Source organism: Citrobacter sp. Cpo142 (assembly GCF_030332425.1).
Lineage (GTDB): Bacteria > Pseudomonadota > Gammaproteobacteria > Enterobacterales > Enterobacteriaceae > Citrobacter > Citrobacter portucalensis.
In genome coordinates this window covers 1-13,448 of record NZ_JAOWHW010000115.1, presented here as the reverse complement: position 1 = coordinate 13,448, position 13,448 = coordinate 1, and the positions used below count along the sequence as shown (strand labels likewise).

Annotated in this window: 11 protein-coding genes and 1 pseudogene; 6 read left to right on the top strand and 6 right to left on the bottom strand. The window is 51.8% G+C overall.

Translation table 11 applies throughout. From position 1 onward, the window contains the following. Positions 1-30: 30 nt before the first annotated feature. Positions 31-1,023, top strand: coding sequence for an RNA polymerase sigma factor RpoS (rpoS, locus tag OGY18_RS11950; RefSeq protein ID WP_000081498.1), 993 nt, complete (start codon positions 31-33; stop codon positions 1,021-1,023). Between the two features lie 142 nt (positions 1,024-1,165). Here rpoS and OGY18_RS11945 read toward each other — a convergent pair whose 3' ends face one another. Continuing rightward, positions 1,166-1,570, bottom strand: coding sequence for a MarR family winged helix-turn-helix transcriptional regulator (locus tag OGY18_RS11945; protein ID WP_191236041.1), 405 nt, complete (start codon positions 1,568-1,570; stop codon positions 1,166-1,168). 160 nt (positions 1,571-1,730) lie between these two features. On the opposite strand from OGY18_RS11945, the gene OGY18_RS11940 reads away from it, so the two are divergent. Genes OGY18_RS11940 through OGY18_RS11930 form a run of 3 tightly spaced genes read left to right on the top strand, consistent with a single transcriptional unit; the run spans position 1,731 to position 3,998 of the window. After that, complete coding sequence (locus OGY18_RS11940) at positions 1,731-2,324, top strand: non-oxidative hydroxyarylic acid decarboxylases subunit B (protein ID WP_149281301.1); 594 nt, start codon at positions 1,731-1,733, stop codon at positions 2,322-2,324. After that, the gene (locus tag OGY18_RS11935) at positions 2,324-3,751 is read left to right on the top strand and encodes a non-oxidative hydroxyarylic acid decarboxylases subunit C (RefSeq protein ID WP_003825816.1); all 1,428 of its coding nucleotides are present in this window, start codon (positions 2,324-2,326) and stop codon (positions 3,749-3,751) included. The genes OGY18_RS11940 and OGY18_RS11935 overlap by 1 nt, the downstream gene beginning before the upstream one ends. Positions 3,752-3,761: 10 nt before the next feature. Beyond that, positions 3,762-3,998, top strand: a complete 237-nt coding sequence (locus OGY18_RS11930) for a non-oxidative hydroxyarylic acid decarboxylases subunit D (RefSeq protein WP_126956672.1) — start codon at positions 3,762-3,764, stop codon at positions 3,996-3,998. Positions 3,999-4,090: 92 nt separating this feature from the next. On the opposite strand, the gene mutS is transcribed toward OGY18_RS11930, so the two are convergent. From mutS to OGY18_RS11915, 3 genes are all read right to left on the bottom strand, one after another. Next, a complete protein-coding gene (mutS, locus tag OGY18_RS11925) occupies positions 4,091-6,658 on the bottom strand; it encodes a DNA mismatch repair protein MutS (protein ID WP_148361533.1) in 2,568 nt (855 codons plus the stop codon). Between the two features lie 206 nt (positions 6,659-6,864). Continuing rightward, positions 6,865-7,377: a YqeJ family protein gene (locus tag OGY18_RS11920; protein ID WP_003825820.1), complete on the bottom strand. Its 513-nt coding sequence runs from the start codon at positions 7,375-7,377 to the stop codon at positions 6,865-6,867. After that, entirely contained in the window at positions 7,377-8,162 is a 786-nt protein-coding gene (locus OGY18_RS11915) for a winged helix-turn-helix domain-containing protein (protein WP_003825821.1), read from the bottom strand. Before OGY18_RS11915 ends, OGY18_RS11920 begins: the two co-directional genes overlap by 1 nt. 455 nt (positions 8,163-8,617) lie before the next feature. On the opposite strand from OGY18_RS11915, the gene OGY18_RS11910 reads away from it, so the two are divergent. Continuing rightward, positions 8,618-9,223 carry a helix-turn-helix domain-containing protein gene (locus OGY18_RS11910; RefSeq protein WP_071687043.1) on the top strand — a complete coding sequence of 202 codons (606 nt, stop codon included), beginning with the start codon at positions 8,618-8,620 and terminating at the stop codon, positions 9,221-9,223. A 42-nt stretch (positions 9,224-9,265) separates the two neighbouring features. Here OGY18_RS11910 and OGY18_RS11905 read toward each other — a convergent pair whose 3' ends face one another. Both OGY18_RS11905 and OGY18_RS11900 read right to left on the bottom strand, forming a co-directional pair. Then, on the bottom strand, positions 9,266-10,639 hold the full coding sequence (locus OGY18_RS11905; RefSeq protein ID WP_149384692.1) for an HlyD family type I secretion periplasmic adaptor subunit: 1,374 nt from the start codon (positions 10,637-10,639) through the stop codon (positions 9,266-9,268). Then, positions 10,626-12,818 (bottom strand): type I secretion system permease/ATPase, encoded by a 2,193-nt coding sequence (locus tag OGY18_RS11900; RefSeq protein WP_286553110.1) that lies wholly within the window; start codon positions 12,816-12,818, stop codon positions 10,626-10,628. The genes OGY18_RS11905 and OGY18_RS11900 overlap by 14 nt, the downstream gene beginning before the upstream one ends. Positions 12,819-13,052: 234 nt before the next feature. Between OGY18_RS11900 and OGY18_RS11895 the strand changes: the two are divergent. Continuing rightward, a pseudogene (locus tag OGY18_RS11895) lies at positions 13,053-13,448 on the top strand (transposase); the annotation flags it as partial.

Here is a 13,448-nt window from a genome sequence, read left to right as displayed (position 1 = left end):
CGTTAGGGATCACGGGTAGGAGCCACCTTTATGAGTCAGAATACGCTGAAAGTTCATGATTTAAATGAAGATGCGGAATTTGATGAGAACGGAGTAGAGGCTTTTGATGAAAAAGCCTTGAGTGAAGAGGAACCCAGTGATAACGACCTGGCTGAAGAAGAGCTGTTATCGCAGGGGGCCACACAGCGTGTGTTGGACGCGACTCAGCTTTACCTTGGTGAGATTGGTTATTCACCACTGTTAACAGCCGAAGAAGAAGTTTATTTTGCGCGTCGCGCACTGCGTGGGGATGTCGCATCCCGCCGTCGCATGATTGAAAGTAACCTGCGTCTGGTGGTGAAAATTGCTCGTCGTTATGGCAATCGTGGTCTGGCATTGCTGGACCTGATTGAAGAGGGCAATCTGGGACTGATCCGTGCAGTCGAGAAGTTTGACCCGGAACGCGGGTTCCGCTTCTCAACATACGCAACCTGGTGGATCCGCCAGACGATCGAACGGGCGATTATGAACCAAACCCGTACGATCCGACTGCCAATTCACATTGTAAAAGAGCTGAACGTCTATCTGCGTACCGCGCGTGAGTTGTCGCATAAACTGGACCACGAACCGAGCGCAGAAGAGATTGCTGAACAACTGGATAAACCGGTTGATGACGTCAGCCGTATGCTCCGACTCAACGAGCGTATTACCTCGGTAGACACCCCGCTGGGTGGCGATTCCGAAAAAGCGTTGCTGGATATTCTGGCCGATGAAAAGGAAAACGGCCCGGAAGACACCACGCAAGACGATGATATGAAACAGAGCATCGTCAAATGGCTGTTCGAACTGAACGCCAAACAGCGTGAAGTGCTGGCACGTCGTTTTGGTCTGCTGGGGTACGAAGCTGCGACACTGGAAGATGTGGGCCGTGAAATTGGTCTCACCCGTGAACGTGTTCGCCAGATTCAGGTTGAAGGTCTGCGTCGTCTGCGTGAAATTCTGCAGACTCAGGGACTGAATATCGAAGCGCTTTTCCGCGAGTAAGCACAAGTTCTATCAAGAAAGGCCAGTCTCATTGAGACTGGCCTTTTTCTATGTTTGTTGCCTGATGGCACTGCGTTTATCAGGCCTACGGGGAGCAGGACTTTGTAGGCCGGATAAGACATTTATGTCGCCATCCGGCAGATTAGTTCATCATCTTACGCACCAGACGTGTGAACTGCTCACGTTCTTCATCAGATAATCGCCCCAGAAACTCATCATCCACGCTATCGCCTAACGGAGTTGCGCTGGCCAGTAATTCTTCTCCTTGTGCGGTCAAATAAACAAACCGCCGACGCTTATCTGCCGGGTCATGTTCACGCCTGACCAGCTCCCGTTTTTCCATTCGGCTTAGCATTTCCGCAAGCGTTGCCTTGGTACAGACTGCGGCTTCGGTCAGGGCGACCTGCTCAATGCCGGGATGCTCGGCAATGGCACGCATCACTGCATACTGCGGTTTGGTCAGGTCCGGTAATTCATGTTGCCAGCGGGACGTATGCTGCTGGAAGAGCTGACGTAAAAGGTGAAATGCTTTATTTCGTAACGGCATGAGCGCTCCGGAATTCCTGTCAGTCTCTATCATAGCGGGTTACGCATCTTTTTTTAACAATTGCGGCTTTAGCGATCTGTGCGCGATGGCCTTGCCCGAAATGTTATGTGAGAGTATTTTAATCAAAATGTTCGTACACGAACAAAAATTGAGAAACTAAATGAGATTAATTGTCGGAATGACCGGGGCAACCGGCGCACCGCTTGGCGTGTCGCTATTGCAGGCGTTGCGGGAAATGCCCGAAGTGGAAACCCATCTGGTGCTGTCAAAGTGGGCCAAAACCACTATTGAACTGGAAACGCCGCACAGCGTCCGTGATGTGTCTGCGTTGGCCGATTATTGCCACAACCCGGCGGATCAGGCGGCGACCATCTCCTCTGGATCGTTTCGCACTGACGGCATGATCATTATCCCCTGCAGTATGAAAACCTTGGCCGGTATTCGTGCAGGCTACGCGGAAGGGCTGGTGGGTCGCGCTGCTGATGTGGTGCTGAAAGAAGGGCGCAAGCTGGTTCTGGTACCGCGTGAAATGCCGCTGAGCACGATTCATCTGGAAAACATGCTCGCGCTTTCCCGCATGGGCGTGGCGATGGTCCCGCCGATGCCCGCGTTTTACAACCACCCGCAAACGGTCGATGACATTACTCAGCATATCGTTGCGCGTGTGCTCGATCAGTTTGGTCTGGAGCATCCAAACGCCCGTCGCTGGCAGGGTTTACGGCAGGCGCAGAATTTTTCACAGGAGAATGAATAATGGCATTTGATGATTTGCGCAGCTTTTTACAAGCGCTGGATGACCAGGGGCAATTGCTGAAAATCAGTGAAGAAGTTAACGCCGAGCCGGATCTGGCTGCGGCAGCCAATGCGACCGGACGCATTGGTGATGGTGCGCCAGCGCTGTGGTTTGACAATATTCGTGGTTTTACCGATGCCCGCGTGGCGATGAACACTATTGGTTCGTGGCAGAATCACGCCATCTCTTTAGGCCTGCCGCCAAATACCCCGGTGAAAAAACAGATTGATGAGTTTATTCGCCGTTGGGATAAATTTCCGGTTACGCCGGAGCGTCGCGCCAATCCGGCATGGGCTGAAAACTGTGTTGATGGTGATGAGATCAACCTGTTTGATATTCTGCCGCTGTTTCGCCTGAACGATGGCGACGGCGGTTTCTATCTTGATAAAGCCTGCGTGGTGTCGCGCGATCCGCTGGATCCGGACAACTTCGGTAAACAGAATGTCGGCATTTATCGTATGGAAGTGAAGGGCAAACGCAAGCTTGGCCTGCAGCCGGTACCGATGCATGATATCGCGCTGCACCTGCATAAAGCCGAAGAGCGCGGTGAAGATCTGCCGATTGCCATCACGCTGGGTAACGATCCCATCATCACCCTGATGGGGGCCACGCCGCTGAAGTACGATCAGTCGGAATACGAAATGGCGGGAGCGCTGCGTGAAAGTCCGTATCCGATCGCTACCGCGCCGCTCACCGGCTTCGACGTGCCATGGGGTTCAGAAGTGATCCTCGAAGGGGTCATTGAAAGCCGTAAGCGTGAAATCGAAGGGCCGTTTGGCGAGTTTACCGGGCACTATTCCGGTGGACGTAATATGACGGTCGTGCGTATCGATAAAGTCTCTTATCGCACCAAACCGATTTTTGAATCGTTATATTTGGGGATGCCGTGGACGGAGATTGACTACCTGATGGGTCCGGCAACCTGCGTACCGCTTTATCAACAGCTGAAAGCCGAATTTCCGGAAGTGCAGGCGGTGAATGCCATGTATACCCACGGTTTGCTGGCGATTATCTCCACCAAAAAACGCTACGGCGGCTTTGCCCGCGCGGTGGGGCTGCGCGCAATGACGACGCCGCATGGCCTGGGTTACGTGAAAATGGTGATTATGGTTGATGAGGATGTTGATCCGTTCAACCTGCCGCAGGTGATGTGGGCGCTGTCTTCGAAGGTCAATCCGGCGGGCGATCTGGTGCAATTGCCGAATATGTCGGTGCTGGAGCTTGATCCGGGTTCCAGTCCGGCGGGGATTACCGACAAGTTAATTATTGATGCGACTACGCCGGTTGCGCCGGATAACCGTGGGCACTACAGCCAGCCGGTATGCGATTTACCAGAAACGAAAGCCTGGGCAGAAAAACTGACCGCCATGCTGGCCAACCGTAAATAAGGAGTAGCAGATGATTTGTCCACGTTGTGCCGATGAACATATTGAAGTGATGGCAAACTCGCCGGTAAAAGATGTCTGGACGGTATATCAGTGCCAGCATTGTCTATACACCTGGCGTGATACTGAGCCTCTACGCCGTACCTGCCGCGAGCACTACCCGCAAGCGTTTCGCATGACGCAGAAGGATATTGATGACGCACCGATGGTGCCGAGTATTCCACCGCTGCTGGCAGAAGATAAGCGCTAATCAACACGCCGGGTGCGGCTTCGCCTTACCCGGCCTACATATAGCGATATTTTGCAGGCCCGATAAGCGTATCACTATCGGGCATTACGGCGTTACACCAGACTCTTCAACCGGTAGATCCACTCCAGCGCCTGACGAGGCGTTAGCGAATCCGGGTCGAGGTTTTCCAGGGCTTCAACGGCGGGCGACGTTTCTTCCGGAGCTGACAGGAGCGACATCTGTGTGCCGTCGACCTGAGTTGCAGCAACATTCGGCGCGATGCTTTCCAGTTCGCGCAGTTTTTGCCGCGCGCGTTTAATAACCTCTTTTGGTACACCTGCCAGGGCAGCTACCGCCAGACCATAGCTCTTGCTTGCCGCACCATCCTGTACGCTGTGCATGAAGGCGATGGTATCGCCGTGCTCTAACGCATCCAGATGCACATTTGCTACGCCTTCCATTTTCTCCGGTAACTGAGTTAGTTCGAAATAGTGGGTGGCAAACAAGGTTAATGCTTTGATTTTATTGGCCAGGTTTTCCGCGCACGCCCACGCCAGCGACAGGCCGTCGTAGGTGGAGGTGCCGCGTCCAATCTCATCCATCAGCACCAGGCTGTTCTCGGTGGCATTATGCAGAATGTTGGCGGTTTCAGTCATTTCTACCATGAAGGTAGAACGACCGGAGGCCAGATCATCCGCCGCACCGACGCGAGTAAAGATCCGATCGATCGGGCCTATTTCCACTTTCTGCGCCGGAACGTAGCTGCCGATGTAGGCCAGCAGCGCAATTAACGCAGTCTGGCGCATATAGGTACTTTTACCCCCCATATTCGGGCCGGTGATGATCAGCATCCGTCGCTGAGGCGAGAGGTTAAGCGGGTTGGCGATAAACGGCTCGGTCAGCACCTGTTCAACCACCGGATGACGTCCCTCGGTAATACGAATACCAGGCTTGTCGGTGAAGGTCGGGCAGGTGTAATTCAGGGTATAAGCGCGTTCCGCAAGGTTGACCAGTACGTCCAGTTCTGCCAGCGCGCTGGCGCTTTGTTGCAAATCAGCCAGGTGCGGCAGCAGCATGTCGAACAGCTCATCGTACAGCTGTTTTTCCAGCGCCAGCGCTTTGCCTTTTGATGTCAGAACTTTGTCTTCGTACTCTTTCAGCTCCGGAATAATGTAGCGTTCGGCGTTTTTCAGCGTCTGGCGACGCACATAGTTAATCGGCGCCAGATGACTTTGCCCGCGACTGATCTGAATGTAGTAGCCGTGAACGGCGTTAAATCCAACCTTCAGCGTATCCAGACCGGTGCGCTCGCGCTCACGAATTTCCAGTCTGTCCAGATAGTCAGTTGCGCCATCAGCCAACGCTCGCCACTCGTCCAGTTCTTCGTTATAGCCCGGTGCGATGACGCCACCGTCGCGAACCAGCACCGGTGGAGCTTCCACCACGGCGCGTTCCAGCAGTTCACGCAGGTCAGCAAACTCACCCATTTTCTCGCGCAGCATCTGTACGGGGGCACTGTCTACGCTTTCCAGTTGCGCGCGCAGTTCCGGTAATTGCTGGAAGGCATGACGCATACGGGCCAGATCGCGCGGGCGCGCAGTACGCAGGGCCAGGCGCGCCAGGATACGTTCAAGATCGCCGACCTGACGCAGAACGGGTTGCAATTCACTGGTGGAATCCTGTAGCGCGCCGATGGTCTGTTGGCGCTCAGTGAGGACTTTGGTGTCGCGGACCGGCATATGCAGCCAGCGCTTGAGCATACGGCTGCCCATCGGCGTCACGGTGCAGTCGAGTACCGAAGCCAGCGTGTTTTCAAAGCCGCCTGCCAGGTTCTGGGTAATTTCCAGATTGCGGCGCGTGGCGGCATCCATAATGATGCTGTCCTGCTGACGTTCCATGGTGATGGAACGAATATGCGGCAGCGAGGTACGCTGGGTATCTTTTACGTATTGCAGCAGGCAGCCAGCCGCGCATAATCCACGCGGGGCGTTTTCCACGCCAAAACCAATCAGATCCCGCGTGCCAAACTGCAGGTTTAGCTGCTGGCGAGCAGTATCGATTTCAAATTCCCATAGTGGACGACGACGTAATCCGCGACGTCCCTCAATCAGTGAGGTTTCAGCGAAATCTTCGGCATACAGCAGTTCAGCGGGATTGGTGCGCTGCAATTCTGCAGCCATCGTCTCGCGGTCGGCAGGTTCGCTGACGCGAAAACGCCCGGAGCTGATATCCAGCGTGGCGTAGCCGTAACCTTTACTGTCCTGCCAGATAGCGGCCAGCAGGTTGTCCTGGCGTTCCTGCAACAGCGCTTCATCACTAATGGTACCTGGCGTGACGATACGCACCACTTTGCGCTCAACCGGACCTTTGCTGGTCGCCGGATCGCCAATCTGCTCACAAATAGCAACGGACTCACCCTGGTTGACCAGCTTAGCGAGGTAGTTTTCTACCGCATGGTGAGGAATGCCCGCCATCGGGATAGGCTCGCCCGCAGACGCGCCGCGTTTGGTCAGGGAGATATCAAGCAACTGAGACGCACGTTTCGCATCGTCATAAAACAGTTCGTAAAAGTCGCCCATGCGGTAAAACAACAGTATCTCCGGATGCTGGGCTTTCAGCTTGAGATACTGCTGCATCATTGGGGTGTGGTTCGTGAAGTCCGTATCAAGTGACTCTTTCATATCGCTTTTGCTCTTTTTTTAATCTTTTTGGGGACCTGGGCAGTCTCACGTGAGCCCCTGGAAACTCACATAAACCCACAAATTTGTCATTCGAAAGCCGCCTGATGGGCAGTAACGACGAGCGTTGGCTCGACCTGAATGGTCTATCTTATCACCGACAACGACTGAGATTCATCCGTAGGTTTTGCCGCCAGAACGCTTATTGATTATTCATTTTCCGGCAAAGCATAATTCTGGCAGTACAGATAGGGGATCCCCTCTTTGGTAATCAGGTATGTCGCGCTGTTCAGCGCAAAAAAATCGACGTTGGATACGCTGGTGTTGGTTAGGAAAAAGTCGGGGAGGAGTTCCTGAATAAGGCTGGCGGGAGCCGTTTCGCGATTGGAAATTTGGATTTTCTGTGAAATCCAAACCGGGCTTGAGCCGTAGCTGGATTGTGTAAAAAGTACCATGCGTTGCACGGTTTGCTCATTATTTTCGGCATCTTTGATAATACCATCAATATTCACAATACCTTTACTGCCCCCGGTTTTAATATCAATAATCCCTCGGAACGAGCTTGTATTGCGTACAATTTCGATGGCAGAGCGGCAAGTGAGATCATGTAACTCGCCATTGTTCTTACTGTACCGATAGACGACAGTAAGAATAAGCGCAGCAAAACAAAGCAGCAGGATAATACCTGTCTGGATGCGGGACGTTCGGGGATATAAGTTCATTAGCTATCATACCGTGGATAATATACCGACTGACAGGCATTTTCTTGCCTGGCTTTTATCGGTGAGCGACACACCAGCACGGACAGTTTCTTAGACTCAGGATAGGTCGTGATATAGATAAATTTATGGCTCTGACACAGTCCTGGGTTTTTGTCGATAAACGCGGTATGCCGGGAGAAATTACTGGCATCGTTATTGAAATAATACTGACAGTCAGTGGGTGCTTTATCCGCAGTGATATAGCCGGAGAAATAATCATCGCTGGCTTGCCACGGATATAATATAAGCACACAAATTATCAGGGTAAGTGCCAACATTACTGTTTCTGCAGCCGTTATCAAAGGTTGACGCGGTGTGTCAGCCAAAAATTCCTCAATGGTGGCATCTGGCGCTAAGGATTCTTCCGCAGAAGCAGAGTTCTCCTCCGGTGTTTCAATGACCTGAATATCAAACTCTTCTTGAATGATCAGCCCTTTGCGGGGGATCGTTGTGATCAGCGGTTGTTCAAGCTCCAGCTGCTGCAAGCTTTTACGCAACGAGAGAATGCTTTGATAAAAGGCGTTGAAACTCACCTGGCGGTGATTTTTACCCCAACCGAATTCCAGTAATTCGTTTTGAGAAACCACTTGCCCGCGATGTTGAATAAGTAATAAAAGACATAACGACGCTGAGTGTTTGAGTTTTATCCGCTGATTGGGGTGATCTACCCGCGCCAGACATTGTGTGGCTGGCGTAAATATTATTCTATTTTCAATCAGATAACTGACATTGCCAGTCTCAGACATATTGTCTCTACTCTTGATGATGCGTCTGGTGGTTGTTTAGTCATGATACCACTGAGCCTATAAAGACCACCAGCATGGACCTGATTCCACAGCGAGAACCGCGAAGTGTTGCAATTTGGTATCATGATATAACAAGAATGATAACTTTTTAATGAAAATAAAACCCATTAAAATCAATTAATTGTATCTTTTTGGCTACTCTGCAAAGAACAGAAAGATGAAAAAATGTCGACAAAGATGATTGCCATTAATTCTTTATGGACAGCGCCATATACTGCCTGGCACCACCACGCGAAAACAGCATGAACCTTAACACGTCAATGGCACCAGGGAATGCCGGTGGTAGATGTAGATGGGAATAAATGTCAGCTTGTTTGCGAGCTGACATTTATTTTTAGTGCTGAGTAAATTTAACCATCTTTTTGACTAAGCCATAATTTGCGGTAGAGAGTCCCATGTTCCAGAAAGAAATTGAAAATGCTGTAGTGCTCGTTGGCGATGAAATGAAGAAGTCGGATAATGCCTGGCTATCGTTACGTAAAAAACGTCAGCGTATTGATTTGAAGACCGATGGACATATTCTATTTCTGGAGAAAGGGACTGTCTCTGTTTATCGTGTGGAAAACGATTTAGTGACCGTGAGTATTTCTGCACCTGCTATTCTCGGCCTGCCACAAATGCGTACGGAAGTGGCTGGTCACTATTTACGTTGTGATACCGATTGTGAAATGTGGGCGATGAGCGTCCAAAATGCCGATCTCCTGTTTACTGCTAAAAACTTGTGGAAGCAGGCGTTTGATATCTTAACGCATCACCTTCAACGTTATTTCCAGCGTGAGGCGTTGCAGTCGCACCGCACTATACGTGAGCAGATTATTGAACACGTGAAATATATCTGGGCGATGGAGCCTGGGGTACGTGAGAAAACATCCGTGTATACTTTTATTCTGACCCGTAACCATATTTCACGCAGCGCCATCCATAAGGTGTTACAGGAACTGGTTAACGACGGGAAAATCATCCTGAATCGTGGAAAGCTCTCCTTTTGCACGCCGTTATAAACTCATGCGCTCCCTGGCAATAATGAAAGGGAGCGCAACCGATCAACGTTCTCTGAGTGCTTCCGCGCGTGCGCGAATAATCGGTTTTAACAGGTAGCTCAGAATCGTTTTCTTGCCGGTGAGAATATCGACGCTCGCCACCATGCCGGGAATGATCAGCATCGGATGCTCTTTTGTTCCCAGGTAATTTTTGTCCGTTTGCAAACGCACAATATAAAAGCTGCGGCCCTGCTTATCGGTAACGGTGTCCGGGCTTATCTGCACTACTTCGCCTTGCAGACCGCCATAGATGGTGTAATCGTAAGCGGTAAATTTCACCATCGCATGTTGACCCGGATGGAGGAAGGCGATATCGCGCGGCTGGATTTTGGCTTCGATTAACAGTTTGTCATCCAGCGGAACGATTTCCACTAGATCGCTGCCCGGTTGAATGACGCCGCCGATAGTATTCACCATCACCTGCTGGACGATACCCCGCACCGGTGAGGTGACCATGGTACGGTTCACCCGATCCTCCAGTGCTTTAACGCTTGCCTGGGTTTTACTCAGATTGGTGCGAGCTTCATTGAGTTGGGCCAGCGCATCGCTCTGGAAACGGCCACGGCTTTCACCGATTTTATTCTCAATCTCTTTAATTTCTGACGTGGCCTTGGGCAGCGACAGGCTAATAGAATTGAGCTGCCCGGCGGTTTCCACTTCGGTACGACGCAGGCGCAGCAGTTCGACTTTTGAAATGGCACCTGAAGCGAGCAGCGGCTCGGACATTTTGATTTCCTGACGGATTAACCCGAGGCTGTGCTTAAACTGATCCTCCTTTGACTCAAAGTCGCGCAGCTCCTGTTTTTTCTGCACCAGTTGTTCTTCAAGCCCGGAAATTTCGTTGTGAAATTGTTCCCGGCGGCTGTTGTACAGCTCGGTTTCTCCCCGGGCGACATCCGGCGCCTGGCTGGCTATCTCGGGTGAAATCACAAAGTCCCGGTTTTCAACTTCCGCCGTCAGGCGTTCTACCTTGGCGCGCAGACCGAGTTTGTCGGCTTCAGTTTCGCCAACGTTGGAGGCGAAGCGCGTGTCATCGAGGTGCAGTAATGGGGTTCCGGCGTTAACGATTTGCCCTTCATGCACATATAGCTCGGTAACAATCCCCCCTTCCAGGTTCTGGATTTTTTGCAGTTTTGATGAAGGGATCGCTTTGCCTTCACCGCGTGTCACTTCATCAATTTTTGCAAAACCAGCCCAGATGAAGGACAGCAGCACCAGCGCGAGGATCACCCACAGCGTCAGTCGTATCACTCTTGGGGCGTCATCAATTATGGCCTGGCTAACCTCATTAATACTGTCAGTTTGATTTTCATCACGACCGCGAAAATAGTGCTGCATATAGCTGCGGGCACGAGTCAGGAGATCAGCGAGACGCATTAATTTGCCCCTTTTTCAACGCATCCATCACTACCCCTTTCGGACCGTCTGCGATGATGCGACCTTTATCAACAATAATCAGACGGTCAACCAGCGACAGCATGGAAGCGCGGTGTGTGACCAGTAATAACGTTTTTCCCGCGATACAGGGGGCCAGCGCGTGTTTGATCTTCTCTTCGCTGGTGTTGTCCATCGAACTGGTGGGTTCATCCAGTAGCAGGAGAGGGGGATCAAGCAACAGTGCGCGCGCGAGCGCCACCGCCTGCCGTTGCCCACCGGAAAGCTGGGAGCCGCGTTCGCCGACCTGCAGGTTATAGCCGTCGGGATGCAGGCGTGCGAATTCGTTGACGCCCGCCAGTTCTGCCGCTCGCAGCATGGTTTCGTCATCGACATAACGAGCCCCGCACAGCAGGTTATCGCGCAGTGTGCCATTGAATAGCTGGATGTCCTGCGGCACGTAGCCGATGCTGTGGCGCAAATCGTTCACATCCAGCTGACGAGAGTCGATACCGTCGATCAGCAGGTTCCCGGCGCTCGGCTGGTATAAATTGACGATAAGTTTACTCAGCGAACTTTTACCGGAACCGCTGCGCCCGATAATGCCGATGCGTTCACCGGGTTGAACTGTCAGATTAATTTTGTGCAGCGACAGGTTTTGTTGCTCCGGATAGCTGAAATCCACATCGCGAAATTCAATGCTGCCCTGTAACTGTTCACGCTTGAGTGGATTTTCATCCGCACGGCGCTCCTGCGTCAGCGACATCATTTTCTCAGTGTTTTTGATGGTCAGCTTCGCCTGCTGATAGCGGGCGATAAGGCCGGTGAGCTGACCCAGCGGCATCAAGGCCCGACCGTTAAGCATGTAGCAGGCGATCAAGCCACCCATACTCAGTTTGCCGTCGATAATCATGTACACCCCGACGATGATCATCACCACGCCTGAAATTTGCTGGAACCAGCCGGTGAGATTGCTCGCCAGGCTGGACAAGGTTTTTACCCGCAGTTCGAGACGGCTCAGGCTACCCAGCGTTTGTTCCCACTGGAACTGGCGTTCGCTCTGGGCATTATTCACTTTGATGGCATCCAGACTGCTCAGGGTTTCAATCAGTAGCGCCTGGCGTTCGCTGGCGAGGCTCATGGTTTTTGCCACCGCGGCGTTGACCGGCTTTTGTAGTGCCCAACTGCACAGCAGGGCAATCGGTAGCGTCAGCACGGGGATCCAGGCCAGCGCGCCGCCGATAATGCCGATGACGATCAACAGCAGCAGGGTGAAGGGCAGATCGATAATTGTCGTCAGAGTGAGTGATGAGAGGAAATCACGCAGCGACTGAAACTCGTGAATGTTTTGCGCAAAGCTGCCCACGCGTGCCGGACGCTCTTTCATCTCCATGCCGATAATGCGCTCAAACAGGGTCGAAGAGATGATGAGATCGCTTTTCTTACCTGCAATATCAAGGCAGATACCGCGCAGCATTTTTAAAATCAGATCAAATATAAAGGCCAGGCAGATGCCGACTGCCAGCACCCATAATGTGACCGTTGCCTGGTTTGGCACGACGCGGTCATACACATTCATGGTAAAGAGCGGTGTGCCGAGCGCAATCAGGTTGATCAGCAGGCTGGCCAACACCGCATCCATATACAGAAAACGCGACAGCTTCAGCGTGTCTTTAAACCAGGATTTGGTACGCGGTAGAAAGGCCTCGGCCTGCAAATCGAATTCGTGGCGCGGATGCGCAAAAATAACTTTGCCCGCATAGTTTTGCTCAAGCGTGGCGGCATCAACGCAAATTTCTCCACCTTCGCTTTCGCTGGGCATAAAGCGGGCGCTGCCGTCATCGTTCCAGGCCAGCAACACCCCGGTTCCCCCAGAGTTCAATAACAAGACCGCTGGCAGAGACATCGCTGGAATTTTATCGAGCGTGCGCGTGACGACTCGCGCCTTTAAACCGGCCCTTGCCGCAGCGCGTGGAAATATATTCAGCGTGAGCCGATCGTTTTCTAATGGCAGGCCACTGCTTAATGTTGAACGACTCGCCGGTTTTCCGTGCAGAGAACACAGAATCAGTAAGCTATCTAATAACGGATCGTCATTATGGCTACGTGGGTCGTGATGTTGAGAATTAGGACGAGCGTAATTCTCAGGGACGTCATTTAATAATTCGGCTTGTGCACTCATTTTCGCAACCATTCTGACCGAGCACGGTTAAATAATAGCAAGCTAATTATAAGCGTGCAGGTCAGGGATTTATTGGGGATTAATAATTATTAATGAAGTTCCGGTAAGCTATTTTCTTCTGCTGAATCTACCGGTTGCCCCGATGGCGGAGGTGTAATTTTTAGAATATTTGAATCGCCACGGGTTTAACAGACACCTCAGAGTCATTTAAGATGACTTAAAAGAGAGGTGCCCATGAGCGGTAAACGTTATCCCGAAGAATTCAAAACTGAAGCGGTCAAACAGGTTGTTGATCGTGGTTATTCTGTTTCCAGCGTTGCAACACGCCTTGATATCACCACCCACAGCCTTTACGCCTGGATAAAGAAGTACGGTCCGGATCCTTCCACTAATAAAGAACAGTCAGATGCTCAGGCTGAGATCCGCCGTCTCCAGAAAGAGCTGAAGCGGGTTACCGATGAACGGGACATATTAAAAAAAGCCGCGGCGTACTTCGCAAAGCTGTCCGACTGAGGTACGCCTTTATCCGTGACAACACCTGTTGCTGGCCTGTTCGCCTGCTCTGTCGGGTGCTGGATGTTCATCCCAGTGGTTTTTACGCCTGGCTTCAGCAGCCGCATTCACAACGCC

Excerpts from the sequence above, each read along its gene's own strand:
- OGY18_RS11920 (WP_003825820.1), bottom strand. The coding sequence starts at position 7,377 with ATGAACTTATATCCCCGAACGTCCCGCATCCAGACAGGTATTATCCTG.
- OGY18_RS11930 (WP_126956672.1), top strand. The coding sequence starts at position 3,762 with ATGATTTGTCCACGTTGTGCCGATGAACATATTGAAGTGATGGCAAAC.
- mutS (WP_148361533.1), bottom strand. The coding sequence starts at position 6,658 with ATGAAAGAGTCACTTGATACGGACTTCACGAACCACACCCCAATGATG.
- OGY18_RS11900 (WP_286553110.1), bottom strand. The coding sequence starts at position 12,818 with ATGAGTGCACAAGCCGAATTATTAAATGACGTCCCTGAGAATTACGCT.
- OGY18_RS11935 (WP_003825816.1), top strand. The coding sequence starts at position 2,324 with ATGGCATTTGATGATTTGCGCAGCTTTTTACAAGCGCTGGATGACCAG.
- OGY18_RS11905 (WP_149384692.1), bottom strand. The coding sequence starts at position 10,639 with ATGCGTCTCGCTGATCTCCTGACTCGTGCCCGCAGCTATATGCAGCAC.
- OGY18_RS11945 (WP_191236041.1), bottom strand. The coding sequence starts at position 1,570 with ATGCCGTTACGAAATAAAGCATTTCACCTTTTACGTCAGCTCTTCCAG.
- OGY18_RS11910 (WP_071687043.1), top strand. The coding sequence starts at position 8,618 with ATGTTCCAGAAAGAAATTGAAAATGCTGTAGTGCTCGTTGGCGATGAA.
- OGY18_RS11940 (WP_149281301.1), top strand. The coding sequence starts at position 1,731 with ATGAGATTAATTGTCGGAATGACCGGGGCAACCGGCGCACCGCTTGGC.
- rpoS (WP_000081498.1), top strand. The coding sequence starts at position 31 with ATGAGTCAGAATACGCTGAAAGTTCATGATTTAAATGAAGATGCGGAA.
- OGY18_RS11915 (WP_003825821.1), bottom strand. The coding sequence starts at position 8,162 with ATGTCTGAGACTGGCAATGTCAGTTATCTGATTGAAAATAGAATAATA.